Genomic DNA, 15,238 nt, shown 5'->3' on the forward strand with positions numbered 1-15,238 from the left:
TTTCACTTCTTTTTGTTTTTCTTTTGGTTTTGTTTTCTCTTTTTCCAATTTCTTTTGATAGGCAAGAAGTTGTGCATCATTCATCTTCCCAATGTTTTTATCAATTGTATCCAAAACTTCTTTTTGTAAAGGTTGCAATTCCTTATCTTGTGTCAAACCTGTATACACTTGTCGTATATAAAAGTTTGTCGTGTTGTACACATTTTTAGCGTTTTGGCAAGATTCTTGAAAATAAGAATACATACGATGTCCTTTTTTAATCCAAATCTGAAGAGTTTTATAATTTATTTGATTTTCAGTTGTCATTTTTTCACCTCCTTGTTAAGGGTATTATACCAAAACAAGAACGTACGTTTCTATTCATTTACTTGAAAATAAAATATTTTTCGATTCACCTCACCACCTTCACATATGTTTAGAGGTGGGAGTCCTCTCGAAAGATATGATAGAAGAGCTTCTTTTTACGTAGAGAGAGCATCTGGCCGTGTACAGAAGTGATTAGTGCCTTTCAAAGTTGAAAACAAAGGGGAATCGAGTGTAGATCATGCTTTGTTCGGAATAGCAGGGACTCACATGTTGAAAAAGTAAAATAGATTTAAATTGATAATATAAAAAGTTTTTATTTGATAATAGGAGCATTTGAAATAATATAGTAGTATAAGGTTGCAGGGGGGATAGCTTGAAAAAACTTATTTTAACTATAGGATGTTTATTTATTATGTTAGCCGGCTGTAGTACTAGTAATTATGATGCGCATGTTGAAGCAGGTATGAGGGCATTGAAAGATGAGAAGTATAGTGATGCAATTATGTGGTTTGAAAAAGCTGACCAAGAAAAATCTACAGATGAAACAAAAACATCTTTGAAAGTTGCAAAATGGATGGAGCATGGTGCGACCGCATTAAAAGATGGAGATTATAAACAAGCGATGGAAGACTCGAATCAAGTGATAAATACGAAAAAAGATGCAAATCTTGAAAAATCTGTAAAATATCATGCTGAAGATATGTTGCAAAAGGCGAAAGATATAGAGAAAAAAGAAACAACGAGAGAAGAAAAGAGAAAGAAAGTAGAGGAAGAAGGTATTGATAAAGCAATTAAAGCAGTAGATAGCGTCGGTGAAATAAGAGAAAAGCAAAAAGAGATTGGAGAATCTTTAGATAAAGCTGAAAAAGTTAAAGAAAAAATAGAGGCAAAGAAAAACTAACATACAGAAACAGAGCAATAAGCGATGTGATTCCTCGTTTTGGGGAGTTCTTAAGGACGGAATGTAAAGGAACTACAGTAAAATAAAAGCTCCTATAGAAGAGCTTCTTTTTAATGTGTTTTTTTACTTAAAAAAAAGAAAAAGTTCACACGAAATACAAATGTATTCGATACAATGTGGCAGTGAGAAAAAGCCATGAATATATGAAGAGATATTATGCTACTATTGTTCAGTCAGAGAGGGAGAGAGAAATGAAAGAAGCGTTAAAAAATCAGTTTCAAAATATGCGCTTTCCGTTGTTGGTCGCTGTTTTGATTTGGTTAAAAACATACATTGTTACGCGATTTAGTTTTGACTTGAAGTTAGAATCTACAATGCAGGAATGGATTCTATTTATTAGTCCATTAGCATCTTCTTTAATATTGGTTGGACTTGCTTTATTTGCAAAGGGACCAAAAAGAAATTATATAGCTATCGTTATTAACATTATTATGACCATTATTCTCATTGGTAATGTAATGTTTTATGGATTTTATAATGACTTTGTTACACTTCCAGTATTAATGCAAACATCGAATATGAATGGATTAGGATCTAGTATCAAAGCATTGTTTAACTACAAGTTCGTATTAGTATTTATGGATGTTATCTTTTTATTTTATCTTGTAAAAAAGAAGCCTAAATTTGCAAAAACAGAGCGTATTTCTGGCTCTATGAAGTCACTATACTTTTTAATCTGTATCGCAATTTTTATGGTAAACCTTAGTTTTGCGGAAAAGGAACGCCCTGAATTATTAACTCGTTCATTTGACCGTGTTATGCTTGTGAAAAACCTTGGATTATATGTTCACCAATTATACGATTTTGGATTACAAGCAAAGACAAGTTCACAAAAAGTATTTGCAGATGGAAGTAAAATTCAAGAAGCAGAGAACTATATGAAAACAGTTGAAACGAAGCCTGATCCAAATATGTTTGGTATGGCAAAAGGAAAGAATGTCATCGTTGTTTCTTTAGAATCAACGCAGTCTTTTTTAATTGATTCTAAAGTAAATGGTCAAGAAGTTACACCGTTCTTAAATCAATTTAAAAAAGAAAGTTATTACTTTGAAAACTTTTATCATCAGACAGGACAAGGGAAAACGTCGGATGCAGAGTTTATGATTGATAATTCTTTATATCCGTTAGACCGTGGTGCTGTATTCTTTACGAATGCTGGAAATGAGTATAAAGCAACTCCAGAAATTTTACACCAACAAGGCTATTATACAGCTGTATTCCATGCGAATAATGCTACGTTCTGGAACCGTAATATGATGTATCCATCTTTAGGATATGACCGTTTCTACAATGAGTTGGATTATAAAATTACTCCAGATACGAAAATTGGTTGGGGATTAAAGGATAAAGAATTTTTTGATCAATCTGTGGATAAATTACAGAATATAAAACAACCGTTTTATACTCGTTTTCTTACGTTAACGAACCATTTTCCGTTTACGTATGATAACAGTATCAAAATGATTGAACCATTTAATTCAGGTGACGAAACATTAGATAATTATTTTGTCACAGCACGCTATGAAGATGAAGCTTTAAAACATTTTATTGAACGTTTAAAACAAACTGGAATATATGACAACTCAATTATCGTTTTTTACGGTGATCACTATGGTATTTCAGACAATCATGACCGTGCAATGGCACAATTTTTAGGGAAAAATGAGATTAACCCGTATGATCATATGTTGTTACAACGTACACCATTGTTTATCCATGTTCCAGGGCAAACAGAAGGGAAAACAATGACTGCTCCTGCTGGAGAGGTAGACGTAAAACCAACAATTCTTCACTTATTAGGAGTTGATACTTCTAATGATATTGAGTTTGGACATGATTTATTTGCACCAGAACGCAAACCATTTGTTGCAGAACGTGATGGCAGCTTTATTACAGACAAATATATTTATTACAATAACACATTCTACAATCGTCAAAACGGTCAAGTCGTTCAAGTGCCAGAACAAGAAGCAAAATCACTTATTGATAGAGCACAGACAGAATTAAAAATGTCCGATAATATTATTCAAGGTGACTTGTTGCGCTTCTTTGATGGGAATAAAGTAAAATCAGGAACGATTAAAACAGCTATTAAAGAAAAAGAATAATGAAAACCCCGATGTCTGGTGGCATCGGGGTTTTGTTATATTATTTGTTAATATTATGTTTTGCAGAAAAACGTCAAAGAGATGAGTATAGGTCAAAAGTAACTCACTTTAAAATTTCACATATGTATATTATCTTTCACACGCAATGCCATCACCATCTTTATCTAACTTACGACTGTAGCCAGGATCACCGGTGTGTAAAGGGGCTTTTCCAGCAGCTTTTACTTCTGAGCAATTTTTATAATATACATTTCCACTATTTTGAGCTGGAGCAGCTTGTGGTTGTTGTTTACGGGCTTGTTCCTCGGCTTGGTGTTGTTGTTCTTCTTGTTGTTTACGGGCCTGTTCATCAGCTTGGCGTTGTTGTTCTTCTTGTTGTTTACGAGCTTGTTCTTCAGCCTGGCGTTGTTGTTCTTCTTGCTGTTTACGGGCCTGCTCATCAGCTTGGCGCTTTTGTTCTTCTTGTTGTTTGCGAGCCTGCTCATCAGCTTGGCGCTTTTGTTCTTCTTGTTGTTTACGAGCTTGTTCATCAGCTTGGCGCTTTTGTTCTTCTTGTTGTTTACGGGCTTGTTCTTCGGCCTCTTTCTTTTCTTTCTCTGCTTCTTTTTTCTTATCGTTTTGCTCTTCCTTTTTCTTAGATGTATCTTGTTGCTCTTTGGCAACTGTTTTTTCAGTAAAAGGAGCTGCAATATTGCCTAGTATAATAGCAACTACGAATAAAATAGTTGTAAGAAGAAATTGTTTTTTAGCCATTCTTGTTTTCTTGAAAATTGATAAAATAGCTAATACTAGAAAGAAGAAAGACATAATGAGACAGATATTAGCGAAAAAATTTAGAATCGGGTGCTCCGTATGCGCAGTGCTTGTTAATGATATTAAAAGAAAAATAATAAAAGAGATGACTGCTGATCTGCCAAATTTCATTGCTTTTCCGTTTTTCTTAAAGAATGAAATAAAACATAAAATAAGTAGAATAAGGGTAGCTAAAAATAAAATTGTACTGATAGTGTTCCAAAATGCCATTTTTATACCTCCATTTGTAAGATTTTATTTCTTGATTATATAAGAATATGCTGGATAATGCATGTGATCTTGTAATAGTTAGAAAAATAAGTATGTTTTTATAGAGGTATTTGCTATTTTTGTTTAATATTTATAAAGGAACAATGTTTACGCAACAAAATAACGTGTTTCTTGATTGAAACTCTTTTAGACGATATTCTTGTTATAAGAATGCAGAATGAATATTGCCAAGGGGAGTGGTTCTTATATGTTAGGGAAATGGATGAACAAGGAGAAACAACCTAAATGTAAACATAAATATAACTTCGTTAAGGCGCAGGATAGTGAAAATTTTAAAACAGGGCAGATGGGGATAGCTAGTTTTTATAAGTGTGAAAGGTGTGGAAAAGAAAAGGTTGAATACAAATATAATAGTGATATTAATAGCGATCTTTGGAATATATAAAATATCCTTGAATATAGTCCGGCTAGAAAACTAGAGGACACCAAATCATTAGTGCAATAGCTTATTTGCTGCATAGTCATTGGTGTCCTTTTTATTTTATAAAAGGGACATTCTGTAAGCTTGCTTTTGCTCTTATCTCAGTCACTTGATGTCGTATCGTTCGACGTGCAAAATATAAATCAACATTAGATGACTGGGAGAAGTATAAAATTTCATATACCGTATGTTGATTAGATAAAAGAATAGTAGAAGTTAGAGCATCCAATACAGGTGCTTTTGTCACATTTTGAGAAGGATAAGCATATATTGAAGTATAGGACAAGCTAACCGCTTGTTCTAATCAATACTCACACTCCTTGTCACATTGAGAGCATCCACTAAATCGGGTGCTCTTTTTTATTTGTAAGATTTTGTTTCATTTTTTATCGAATAAACGGATTAAGAGCACGGAAAATATGGGAAATGAGGAATGATAGTATGACATGGTTACATTTCTTTATGTAGGTACAATTATTTGTTTAATCATTATGATTCAGTTTCTTAAAGCAAAGGAGGTAGACAAGTAGGGTAGGAGATTTTAGGTATTGAGTGAATAGACATGGCAAAAGATTACGCGAAGAAATATTATAAATCATTAGTATGGAAGAAATGCAGAGAACCATATATATCCTCAACGTTAGATGGTATGTGTGAGCATTGTAAAGAACAACCAGGATATATTGTTGACCACGAATAAGATAAAAACATACGGAAAATATGAAAAATATTTTTGTGATAAAATAGATTATAGAAAGAAAAAGAACCAAAATCCCTTTATACTAAGGTCTCTTGGCACTTTTATAGTTTGTATGTTTTACGAAACGAACAACCTTAAAACTGCTCATTCTTCTCCCAGGATTCTACGATGTATCCCTATAAACGTTGATATATCAACGTTTATAGGGGGGGTCTTCTTCAATGCTCACATTTTGCTCACATTAAAATCTTTTAACTTTTATCACGTATTTTCACCAGATTTTATTACATTCTCAAAGTTTTCTGCAGCTTGTTGCTGCATGTTTTGTGTGATATGGCTATATTTGTCTAAAGTCATTTGAATAGAAGAGTGTCCTAAGCGATCCTGAACAATTTTAGGGTGCTCACCAGCTTGTAGCATAAGCGTTGCATGTGTATGCCTTAAGTCGTGAATACGAATTCGTGGAACACCAGCTTTTTTATAATGGTCTTTCAAAAAACGATGAGGAGCATCTATATGTAAGGGAGAGTGAATCGCATTGCCAGCGAAGATATAGGTCTCTTCATTCAAGTGGATACCCCATCGGAAAAACTCTTTCTTTTTATAAAAGTAGTATACTTGTAACTCTGTTACAACAAAGGAAGAGATACTAATGCTTCTATTTGAAGATTTAGTTTTAGTAGCAGCTTTAAATAGTCCTTCTTCAGTTTTTACAAGTGATTTATTAACTAGGATGCGTTTATTATCAAAGTCAATATCCTTCCATGTTAGTGCAAGTAACTCACCTCGTCTCATACCTGTATAGATCGCAAGTAAAAAGAACATATAGTACTTCTGATTTTTTTCTTTTAAATATTTTAGGAATCGATTACATTCCTCGCTGGACCATGTTTTCATCTCACCTTGCTCTTCACGCGGCTTTTTTACCTTATTCATTATGTTATCATGTATGATTTCCCATTCTACAGCATGTTTGAATATGCATCTGAAGCAGTGATGGATATTGCTGATTCTACCATTTGACAGGCCTTTTTCTTTAAGGTCAGCATAATAGTTTTGAATCATTACAGGTTTAATACTTTTAATTTTTTTATAACCAAATGTGGGAAGGATATAAAGTCTGACTAGGCTCATGTCTTTTTCATAAGATGTTATTTTTAACTCAGCTTTACGAATAGGCTTTAATTTTTCCCAGATATCTAACGCGCTTAATTGTTTGTCATCAAAATACATTCCTTTTTCTATCTCTGTAAACATAGTTGCAGCAGCATGTTGAGCTTCTTTTTTAGTTCTAAATCCACTTTTACTTTTTTGTTTTCTTTTGCCTGTCATTGGATCAATACCAACATCTATTGTAAATGACCATTTTTCTCCACGTTTATGGAAATAGCCTTTCATATATAATGCCTCCTATATTTTACTTAAACAAATTATAGTATTGAGATATTTCTTTTTGTAATTTACTAGCGAGTAACTGATTTTCATAATGTAAAAGCCTTTTTTCTGCAAAGTTTGGTGTCACATTGAATTTTTCTGCGATTATATATGCTTTTAACTGCAGGGGAGGAAGATTCTTTAACATAAAAGTAGGTACGCAAAAGTGTTGCGCGAAGTTTTAGCCTTTGCTTCTTGAAAATCTAGAAACATTTGATGCATTAATAATTGATTACCAGAATGTAATAGGAGGTGACAAATCTCATGACCAAAGTCTTCCCATTGCTTTGGTTGAGAGATACGGTTATCAATTACTAAGCTAGCTATTTGTTTTCTTTCCATTGCATGACTTCCAAACGGAGCAAAATATAGCCAAATATTTAACCTTTTCGTAATTTCCATCATATCAATTTGTTCAGGAACAATAATAGATAAGGATTGGTACAAGTGCTGGATATAGTCTTCGAGTTGTGTGGTGTAGCAGGGCTGCGATTGAAATATATTTTCACTCCATTCATATTATAAGAATGTACGTTCTTATAATATGAGAAAAATGAATAATTTGGAAGAGTATTAAAGGAAAGGGAAATTAACACTTAGATAAAATAAGAATTTATATTTGCATTAAAAAGAAGGGAATTTAAGTTATACAAATAATGATATTGTATTGGAATCAGGCGCTTTGTTAAAGGGACAAAAATAGCAATGCTTTGGCGACAGAAAAGGAATTAGCTGTTGAAATAGAGTTAAAAAAACATGTGTGAATCACTTTACAAACATTTGTTCGTGGTTCATAATGAATTATAAAGATTTTATTAATTTGTCCGGAAAGTCCGGATTTTTTATTTTAAAAAAGGTTATTTATTGTTATTTTATGGGGTATAATTAATAATGAATTTTTATTTGTCCGGAGGTTATGGGATATGAGGTCTGATTATATTGTAAGTCTGATAAAAGCTCACTGTGAGAATAATGAAAAAGAATTTAGAGAAATGGTCCATTTAATTGCTGATACAGAGCAAAAAAAAGGAAATACAACTGTTTCAAAAAAAATTCTAAATATCTATAACAAAAAAACACCTAAAAAAAACACATTTAGAGAAGAAAAGGAAGATTTTTATCCTTCTTCAGGTTTAGTAATGTTTGAGCCAAGTACAATTGTTGCTCCAAAAGAAAAAAGTAATAATTATAATCTATTTGATTTAATATATCCCGAAAATATAGAAAAGCAGGATATTATATATTCACAACAAGTGGAAGAGAAACTTGAAGAAATTATTAAAGAATATAGATTAAAGGAGAATTTATTACAGCTGGGCTTACCGTATGAGAATAGATTATTGTTATGTGGACCTCCAGGATGTGGAAAAACATCTACTGCGTATTTTTTAGCAAAGCGCTTAGATATTCCTCTTGCATATATAAGACTAGATGCTCTAGTTTCTTCTTTGCTAGGTCAAACAGGTACTAATATTCGAAAGATTTTTGATGCGGTAAATGGAAAAAATGTATTGTTATTTTTAGATGAATTTGATGCGATTGCTAAGAGGCGTGATGATAAACAAGAATTAGGAGAGTTAAAAAGAGTAGTTAATACCTTATTACAAAATATCGATTTGCTTTCTCAGGATGTTTTTGTTATTGCAGCTACCAACCATGAAAAATTATTGGATCCCGCAGTATGGAGAAGATTTAATTCAGCATTATTGTTAGACTTGCCTGATAGTGAAATGAGAAAAAACTATTTAACAAATAGATTGAATTGTTATAATCTAGAAATAGAGGTGGATATTGAAAAAATCTCTAAGATAACAAAAGGTATGAACTTTTCACAATTAAATGAAATGATTTTAAAAACATTAAAGAAAAAAGTAATTTACAATTCTGAGTCTTTGAGTACAAAAGATTTTATACAAACAATTACAAGTATGACATTGCTGTATAACAATGATAATCCTGAAGTAATTACGGAATTAATTAAAAAATTACGAAAAGCAGGGATGACAATTCGTGATATAGCAGAAATTACGTCCATACCGAGATCTACTATTTCTGATAAGTTAAAAGAGGGGAAAGAGAATGAGCGATAAAAACAACCAAAATGACGGGAGAAATAGAAGGGCAAAAAAAGTAGACAACGATGGTACCAATCAAAAGAACAGACAATATGAGCCTCATTTGTGGATACCTGATTCAGAGGTTCATTTAGTAGAACATGTACCTACTGGTAGGACGAAAAAGTTAAATATTAATCATTTTAAACATGGTCAAAATTTGCATAGTAGTATACAGAAAATCAAAAACAAACATTTTGAAAATAAAACCCCAATTTCTGATGATATTGTAATATTTAAAGTTCAGCTATTTGATGGTTTAGAGGTAGATAGAAGAGGAGACTATGAAAGGATATTTGCCGAAAATAATTTACAAGTGAACGCTCTTAAAAAAGAAAATATTGCAATAGTTGCTTCTACACCTGAGAATATCCAAGATCTAGAGGGGAAGCTTGGAAAGTATATAGAGAATAACGGAAAAAAATCAGATTTCTTTCAATATATCCAAGAATTTTCTGAAGTTGAGTTTTTAGATAAAATATCTAAGGAATTAATAGAATCAAGTGATGAAAAAAAAGATAAACGAGATATACAAATTACCCTAGTACCTAAATTGGAACCTGAATTATATGATAAAATATTTGGTTATCTAGAAGAGAGGATAAAGGAGGCGAATGGTGACATTATAGGAGGACTTCAAATATTGCCAGATAATTCGCCTATAATCCGAGCTTTAATACCGTCAAGTGGCATAGATTTCATTTTAGATCAGGAGATAGTGATGGGGATAAATGTTACACCTTTTTTTGGACCGACTAATAAAGGTGGTGTTCAAGATGTAAAGGATATTTCTGAAATTCCAGTAATATTTGAAAAAGACCCAAGAGAGATGCCTATAGTATGTATACTAGATGATGGTATCAATTTACCTGAGAATATGAAAGATTGCATTGCTGGTAGATGGAAGGCCGATGACATTTCTTTACATAGTACTTGTGAACATGGAACAAAAGTTGCTAGTTGTGCAATTTTTGGAGAGACATTAAAAGAACAGATTCTAAATAAGAAATTACTTCCTAAAGTACGGGTGATAGATGCTATTATTACTGATGGAATTAGTGGGCTTAGTGGTGATGAATTAATTAGAAGAATAGAAAAAGCCATTGAGGATATAAAAGGTCAGACAAAAATATTTTGTTTAGCTTTTAACAGAAGAAGAGCAATGAATGAAGAGAGAATTAGTGATATTGCATCTTCGTTAGATGTTTTAATGAAAAAGCATAATGTACAGTTTGTTTTGCCGACAGGTAATCATGAATTATGGAAATATTATCAATCTTTGCATGATTTATTAGATGATGATGATGCAAAAATTGCTACTCCAGCTGAATCATTTTTTGGGTTAACAGTTGGATCAATAGCTAGGGGTGAAAATAACAATAGTTTATCAAGGCAAGGTGAAGTTTCCCCGTTCAGTAGAATTGGGCTAGGCTTTTCAGGGGCCATTAAACCAGATGTAGTTTACCCTGGAGGAAATGTTTATAGCATGGAAGATAAGCATTACATAACAGGTGATTCTATATTTGTTATTACTAATACAGGAGAGGTTAGACTAGATTTCGGGACAAGTTTTACAGCACCATTTGCAGCAGCGGATTTAGCGCAATTAATAGAAGAAATTCCGGGGAAAAGTCCGTTAATTGCAAAGGCACTTTTAATACATCACGCTGAAAAGCTGAATTATTTTAATGGTGATGAAACATTAGAAGAAACAGAACTTTTAACTAAAATGTATGGTAGGGGTGTTGGGAACCTTGCGGAATCAAGTGGATCTCATCGTAATAAAGCTACATATATAAGAAAAGGAAGAATGTCTAGACTTGAAAAACAAAGAGTACAGTTTTATATGCCATCTACTATTGCTGCCTATTCTAGAAAAAAATATGCTGTAACACGAGTAACTGTTACATGTATATGTTTGCCACCCGTCGATAAAAACATGGGTCCTAATTATTTAAGAGCTTATGTTGATACTTCATTACATTGTATAAATTCTAATAATAATCGAGTAACTAGGAATCCAGATGGAAAAGATGGAAGGAAAAAATGGCACCACATTCATCACTTTTCAAAAGTATTTACTACTTTTAATCCAGGGGATTGGCAAATTTGGTTGCAATTATACTCTAAACCTGATTTCACTAATGAGGAAGAGGTAGATTATGTATTAGTTGTATCTATTGAAGACCTTACAAATAATGATGTGGATATTTATGGGGGAATATTAAACGAAACGGATACTAGATTCAATTCTTTAACAGAAGTAAGTGTAGAAATAGAAAACGAGGACGATGCATAGTAAAATGCTTGTCCTCGTTTTCTATTAAAATTAATCCTCTTTCTTTTTTAAAGTAATCTTCATACTTGCTTCACCTTGCAATCCAACAACGAGTTGAGTTAATCCACCTGTTTTCACTACACCTTTAACATTAACTTCTAACGAGTCTAGCTCTAGATTGGTAAATTGACTGGTAAAAGCCGTAAGTGTTTCATATGTAACAGGCATTGATTCTAATGTTTGGGTTAATCCAGCTGTACCAGAAGATGGATAAAAGTCATCATCGTTCTCTTTTTCTTTAAAAACAGGCATCATTAGTACTACTTGTTCATCTTTCATAATGCTAATTCCTCTCCTATACTTTTTAGTGGTTTAATAGTTTTACACACGGAACTGAAAATGTTATCTAGCAAGATTAAAACTATCACATTATTTCAGTGGGATTAATAATGTTTTTCTAATTCAAAATAAAAGTATAGCAGAGGAAGAAAAGAAAAAATGTCGAAAAAGGTCGAAGTGTAAAAGTATCATCAGTTTTTGTTACTAGTTTTACTTAGATTTATTCTTAATTCATTTATTTGTATCTCAAATGTTACTTTATCTAAAGCTGGTATAATGCTTCTACATTAACGTATATAGAAAACAAAAGTGAAGAAACTGGTTATATGTGTCCTTAAAGTTTGTACTCAATGTTTTGTTGTGAAATTAATAAGTAGTGTCAAAAAGGGATTTTACATTTTTAAATTCTTTTTCATTAAGCAGATATAATCCTTCAATCTGTATAGTAGTTTTTTGTGAAATTGTAATATAGTAATTATTTTTAAGAGAAGGATAGCCAATGTATTAACTGTTCTTTTTAGGATTTCGTTCATTTTCAGATTGATTTAGAAATTCCCAAAAACGTTTTGATTCTTCACGTTTCTCGGGAGATGCGTCTTTAATATCTTTTGCAACTGATGAACGTTATGAGTTATTTGAAGATTACGCGATTGGGATTTGGCGTTATAAGCGAGCGGAGGATAAACAATTTGCATGGGAAGAAGCAGAAGAAATATGTAAGCGAGCAAGGGATGAAAAAGAGCCGGTTCCAATACGACTGCATTTATCACTTGAACAATCATTTGTTCCAGAAAATGTTGTGCGATATTTGTAGTCAAACAAAAAAAGCCGAGATTGCTCCCGACTTGCTTTGGCAAAGTAATTATAACATATGGGAGTGGTCTTGATGGGAATTAGAAAAGAAAATCTTGCAGAAATGACAGCAGAAATTTCATTAAGTCAAAATATGATTTACGTTGTAAAAGATGGAAAGATTCATCAGATTGAGCCACCAATAACTGGTTATGGCGAGCAATCGTTTGTATATAAAAGTGGGAAAGTAGCTCGTATGGATGAGCGGAAGATACAGTTGTTTTAATTTTATTATATAGCAATAGTGCAATTTGTTTTGTAGAAAAATTGAGCATTCATTAAGATATTGCGTTATTTGAATTAAGGGGAGATACAGTCTAGACTATTCATAGCAAAATGAATTGAATAGGAGGCAGAATATGTTAGATTTATTAGGGAGAAAATACAAGAGATTATATGAATATATGATAGGTGCATATTCGAAGTTAAAAGCAGAAAAACAATTAAGTGATATAAAAAAAGAACAATCTGAAAACATTATTAATAACATCTCAAGTATTATTAGTGAGCATAAATATGAAATACTTTCTATAGAGTATAATAAAAAAATTAATGATTATGTGATAGTTTATATACGAAATGACGTAGGAGAGAATATTACTTTTTCAGGAAAAGAGAGTTTTGACGTTTATATTAAAACTTTAGGCTATAAACAACTTAGGAATAAGAGTGAGATAAACTTTTTTGTTGATTTAAAAACAAAAGAAAAATCATTTTTTATTGTGGACATTCAAACTGGAGGTAACACTAGTAAAGGTTTTGGTGCTATTGCCATGGATAATTTAATTAAACTAGCCAAAAGATGGGATATATTATGTATATATGGGGATAGATATTTTGAGGATGAGGCTAATAAATTAAGACAAGAAAAATATTATGGGGACCGTGGATTTGAAGTCACTGAGCATACGATAAGACTTAATTTAAAAAAATAATATTTGTTATTATACATGGGGCTATCTTTGTAACCAAGAAAATTTTTACTTATCAATAAAGATTAGAAGTATAATAAGAATATATGGAATAATATTGTCCTACTGGAAGAACCAGCGGGCATCAAACTATGAAGAGCATTAGTAATATTGCTCTGGGGTTTGGTGTCCGTTTTTTGTTTTTTATTTAAAAAATAGACAAGGAGTGTTTATATATATGACACAATTAACGTTCTTGCCTAAGATTAATCGCAAGGAAACACAAGATTTTTTAGAAGAAATACTTGAGAATGTTCGTATTTATAGACAATTTGGGGTGATTAGAAATGAGATGAAGGTCACAGCTTCTTGTGAGCCAAGATATCACGGTGCGACAAATATAGTGGGGAAACCAGCTGAAGAAGTTGCTTTAGCAAATGTGGAACTGAGTGAGCGTGAAGAGAAATTGCAGCGTCTATCGTTTCAGATTGAAAAGGTATTAAGTCGTTTTAGTAGGAGCCAAAGGAATATAATTGTAAAGCGATATTTAGAGGATGAAGAAGTATTCGATTATATGGTCTATAACGAAATTGGTATGAGTGAACGGACATATAGACGTAATAAAGCGAATGCTTTTTATAAACTGGCATTTGCTCTTAGATTAGAAGTTTATGAGACAGAAGAGCGGAATGGGAGGGAGAATCTATGAACTTTGTTCAACCTATCCGTGATCCAGAGCAAATACAACAGATTAAAGAATACCTAAAGGGAAATAATGAGCGTAATTATATTCTCTTTGTGATGGGAATTAATACAGGCTTACGTATAAGCGATATTTTAAAGTTGAAGGTTGGAGATTTAAAAGGCAGTCACATTTCCATGAGAGAAAAGAAAACAGGTAAACAGAAGCGTATTCAAATAACTCCAGCATTAAGAAGAGAGTTGAAGTGGTTTATTGATGAAAGAGAAGATCATGAGTATTTAATTAAAAGCAGACAAGGAAGTAATAGGCCAATTGGCAGGAGCATGGCATATAAAATCCTTAGAAATACAGTAGCAGAGTTTGGCTTAGATGAGATTGGTACACATACATTACGTAAGACATTTGGATATCACATGTACATGCAGACAAAGAACATAGCATTGCTAATGGAGATATTCAATCACTCATCAGAAAGAGTTACATTAAGATACATCGGAGTAAACCAAGATGCAATGGATAAAGCGATGACTAGATTTAAAATCTAATTATCGCTTTTTTCTTTTTTATCTTTATTAGTTAACCATTTTTTTCGTGATGTGTAACTCAAAAAAGAAAGTCTTATAAAGTTAATGATAGCAAGGAATTCAGTGATTGGGTCAGTTACACAAAATATAAGATATGGGTAAGTAGAGTGATATGTTAATATACATAACATAGCAATTAAATAAAGCATTCTATTGAGGTAAAAACATGGGGATTGATTCGACATTTACTGTACCAGCAATGGTTGCTTTGGGTACGTTTGTGTTATTGCACTTAGTCATTGAACCTAGAAAAGAAAAGGAAGAAAAAAGAAAAATTCAAAGAATTATATGCACCATTATATATGATAATTAACGCTAGATTAGGTTCACTAGTGTTTTTTGCAAGCAGAAAGTACAGAGAATTGCAGCGAAAAATGCAGAGGCTTGCAGTTCTCTTTTTCTTACATATTTGTTTCTGCAGTCGCAAAAGAAAGGGCGTTTCTT

At 32.3% G+C, this 15,238-nt stretch carries 14 protein-coding genes and 3 pseudogenes; 12 read left to right on the top strand and 5 right to left on the bottom strand.

Features of this window, described 5'->3' with window-relative positions:
- Positions 1 to 306 (bottom strand): annotated as a pseudogene (locus tag MR076_RS25045) (RNA-guided endonuclease InsQ/TnpB family protein); the annotation flags it as partial.
- A gap of 373 nt (positions 307 to 679) precedes the next feature.
- Here MR076_RS25045 and MR076_RS25050 point away from each other — a divergent pair.
- Positions 680 to 1,207, top strand: a complete 528-nt coding sequence (locus tag MR076_RS25050; RefSeq protein WP_396021740.1) for a hypothetical protein — start codon at positions 680 to 682, stop codon at positions 1,205 to 1,207.
- A gap of 251 nt (positions 1,208 to 1,458) precedes the next feature.
- Positions 1,459 to 3,375: an LTA synthase family protein gene (locus MR076_RS25055; protein ID WP_242225261.1), complete on the top strand. Its 1,917-nt coding sequence runs from the start codon at positions 1,459 to 1,461 to the stop codon at positions 3,373 to 3,375.
- 129 nt (positions 3,376 to 3,504) lie between these two features.
- On the opposite strand, the gene MR076_RS25060 is transcribed toward MR076_RS25055, so the two are convergent.
- Positions 3,505 to 4,398 (bottom strand): excalibur calcium-binding domain-containing protein, encoded by an 894-nt coding sequence (locus MR076_RS25060; protein WP_242225262.1) that lies wholly within the window; start codon positions 4,396 to 4,398, stop codon positions 3,505 to 3,507.
- A 247-nt stretch (positions 4,399 to 4,645) separates the two neighbouring features.
- On the opposite strand from MR076_RS25060, the gene MR076_RS25065 reads away from it, so the two are divergent.
- Entirely contained in the window at positions 4,646 to 4,843 is a 198-nt protein-coding gene (locus MR076_RS25065) for a hypothetical protein (protein WP_242225263.1), read from the top strand.
- A gap of 598 nt (positions 4,844 to 5,441) precedes the next feature.
- Positions 5,442 to 5,579, top strand: a complete 138-nt coding sequence (locus tag MR076_RS25070; RefSeq protein WP_242225264.1) for a hypothetical protein — start codon at positions 5,442 to 5,444, stop codon at positions 5,577 to 5,579.
- 261 nt (positions 5,580 to 5,840) lie between these two features.
- Here the strand turns inward: MR076_RS25070 and MR076_RS25075 are convergent, their stop codons facing one another.
- Complete coding sequence (locus tag MR076_RS25075; protein ID WP_242225265.1) at positions 5,841 to 6,977, bottom strand: site-specific integrase; 1,137 nt, start codon at positions 6,975 to 6,977, stop codon at positions 5,841 to 5,843.
- Positions 6,978 to 6,996: 19 nt separating this feature from the next.
- A pseudogene (locus MR076_RS25080) lies at positions 6,997 to 7,514 on the bottom strand (ImmA/IrrE family metallo-endopeptidase).
- A 422-nt stretch (positions 7,515 to 7,936) separates the two neighbouring features.
- Between MR076_RS25080 and MR076_RS25085 the strand changes: the two are divergent.
- Both MR076_RS25085 and MR076_RS25090 read left to right on the top strand, forming a co-directional pair.
- Positions 7,937 to 9,103: an AAA family ATPase gene (locus MR076_RS25085; RefSeq protein ID WP_242225266.1), complete on the top strand. Its 1,167-nt coding sequence runs from the start codon at positions 7,937 to 7,939 to the stop codon at positions 9,101 to 9,103.
- Positions 9,093 to 11,426: a S8 family peptidase gene (locus MR076_RS25090; RefSeq protein WP_242225267.1), complete on the top strand. Its 2,334-nt coding sequence runs from the start codon at positions 9,093 to 9,095 to the stop codon at positions 11,424 to 11,426. Before MR076_RS25085 ends, MR076_RS25090 begins: the two co-directional genes overlap by 11 nt.
- A 30-nt stretch (positions 11,427 to 11,456) precedes the next feature.
- Here the strand turns inward: MR076_RS25090 and MR076_RS25095 are convergent, their stop codons facing one another.
- A complete protein-coding gene (locus MR076_RS25095; protein WP_242225268.1) occupies positions 11,457 to 11,744 on the bottom strand; it encodes a hypothetical protein in 288 nt (95 codons plus the stop codon).
- A gap of 610 nt (positions 11,745 to 12,354) precedes the next feature.
- Between MR076_RS25095 and MR076_RS25100 the strand changes: the two are divergent.
- The 6 genes and pseudogenes from MR076_RS25100 to MR076_RS25125 all read left to right on the top strand — a co-directional run.
- A pseudogene (locus MR076_RS25100) lies at positions 12,355 to 12,558 on the top strand (cell division protein SepF); the annotation flags it as partial.
- 72 nt (positions 12,559 to 12,630) lie between these two features.
- On the top strand, positions 12,631 to 12,822 hold the full coding sequence (locus MR076_RS25105; protein WP_242225269.1) for a DUF3954 domain-containing protein: 192 nt from the start codon (positions 12,631 to 12,633) through the stop codon (positions 12,820 to 12,822).
- 133 nt (positions 12,823 to 12,955) lie between these two features.
- The gene (locus MR076_RS25110; protein WP_242225270.1) at positions 12,956 to 13,531 is read left to right on the top strand and encodes a hypothetical protein; all 576 of its coding nucleotides are present in this window, start codon (positions 12,956 to 12,958) and stop codon (positions 13,529 to 13,531) included.
- A gap of 214 nt (positions 13,532 to 13,745) precedes the next feature.
- Positions 13,746 to 14,216 (top strand): ArpU family phage packaging/lysis transcriptional regulator, encoded by a 471-nt coding sequence (locus MR076_RS25115; RefSeq protein ID WP_242225271.1) that lies wholly within the window; start codon positions 13,746 to 13,748, stop codon positions 14,214 to 14,216.
- Positions 14,213 to 14,755 (top strand): site-specific integrase, encoded by a 543-nt coding sequence (locus MR076_RS25120; protein ID WP_242225272.1) that lies wholly within the window; start codon positions 14,213 to 14,215, stop codon positions 14,753 to 14,755. The genes MR076_RS25115 and MR076_RS25120 overlap by 4 nt, the downstream gene beginning before the upstream one ends.
- A gap of 205 nt (positions 14,756 to 14,960) precedes the next feature.
- A complete protein-coding gene (locus tag MR076_RS25125) occupies positions 14,961 to 15,107 on the top strand; it encodes a hypothetical protein (RefSeq protein WP_242225273.1) in 147 nt (48 codons plus the stop codon).
- Positions 15,108 to 15,238: the final 131 nt, after the last annotated feature.

The sequence above is a fragment of the Bacillus cereus group sp. BfR-BA-01380 genome (assembly GCF_022663535.1).
Classification (GTDB): Bacteria; Bacillota; Bacilli; order Bacillales; family Bacillaceae_G; genus Bacillus_A; species Bacillus_A cereus_BB.

What these genes read in the sequence shown, in the direction of transcription:
- MR076_RS25105 (WP_242225269.1), top strand. Translation starts at nt 12,631, where the DNA reads ATGGGAATTAGAAAAGAAAATCTTGCAGAAATGACAGCAGAAATTTCA.
- MR076_RS25110 (WP_242225270.1), top strand. Translation starts at nt 12,956, where the DNA reads ATGTTAGATTTATTAGGGAGAAAATACAAGAGATTATATGAATATATG.
- MR076_RS25120 (WP_242225272.1), top strand. Translation starts at nt 14,213, where the DNA reads ATGAACTTTGTTCAACCTATCCGTGATCCAGAGCAAATACAACAGATT.
- MR076_RS25125 (WP_242225273.1), top strand. Translation starts at nt 14,961, where the DNA reads ATGGGGATTGATTCGACATTTACTGTACCAGCAATGGTTGCTTTGGGT.
- MR076_RS25060 (WP_242225262.1), bottom strand. Translation starts at nt 4,398, where the DNA reads ATGGCATTTTGGAACACTATCAGTACAATTTTATTTTTAGCTACCCTT.
- MR076_RS25075 (WP_242225265.1), bottom strand. Translation starts at nt 6,977, where the DNA reads ATGAAAGGCTATTTCCATAAACGTGGAGAAAAATGGTCATTTACAATA.
- MR076_RS25065 (WP_242225263.1), top strand. Translation starts at nt 4,646, where the DNA reads ATGTTAGGGAAATGGATGAACAAGGAGAAACAACCTAAATGTAAACAT.
- MR076_RS25055 (WP_242225261.1), top strand. Translation starts at nt 1,459, where the DNA reads ATGAAAGAAGCGTTAAAAAATCAGTTTCAAAATATGCGCTTTCCGTTG.
- MR076_RS25095 (WP_242225268.1), bottom strand. Translation starts at nt 11,744, where the DNA reads ATGAAAGATGAACAAGTAGTACTAATGATGCCTGTTTTTAAAGAAAAA.
- MR076_RS25115 (WP_242225271.1), top strand. Translation starts at nt 13,746, where the DNA reads ATGACACAATTAACGTTCTTGCCTAAGATTAATCGCAAGGAAACACAA.
- MR076_RS25090 (WP_242225267.1), top strand. Translation starts at nt 9,093, where the DNA reads ATGAGCGATAAAAACAACCAAAATGACGGGAGAAATAGAAGGGCAAAA.
- MR076_RS25070 (WP_242225264.1), top strand. Translation starts at nt 5,442, where the DNA reads ATGGCAAAAGATTACGCGAAGAAATATTATAAATCATTAGTATGGAAG.
- MR076_RS25085 (WP_242225266.1), top strand. Translation starts at nt 7,937, where the DNA reads ATGAGGTCTGATTATATTGTAAGTCTGATAAAAGCTCACTGTGAGAAT.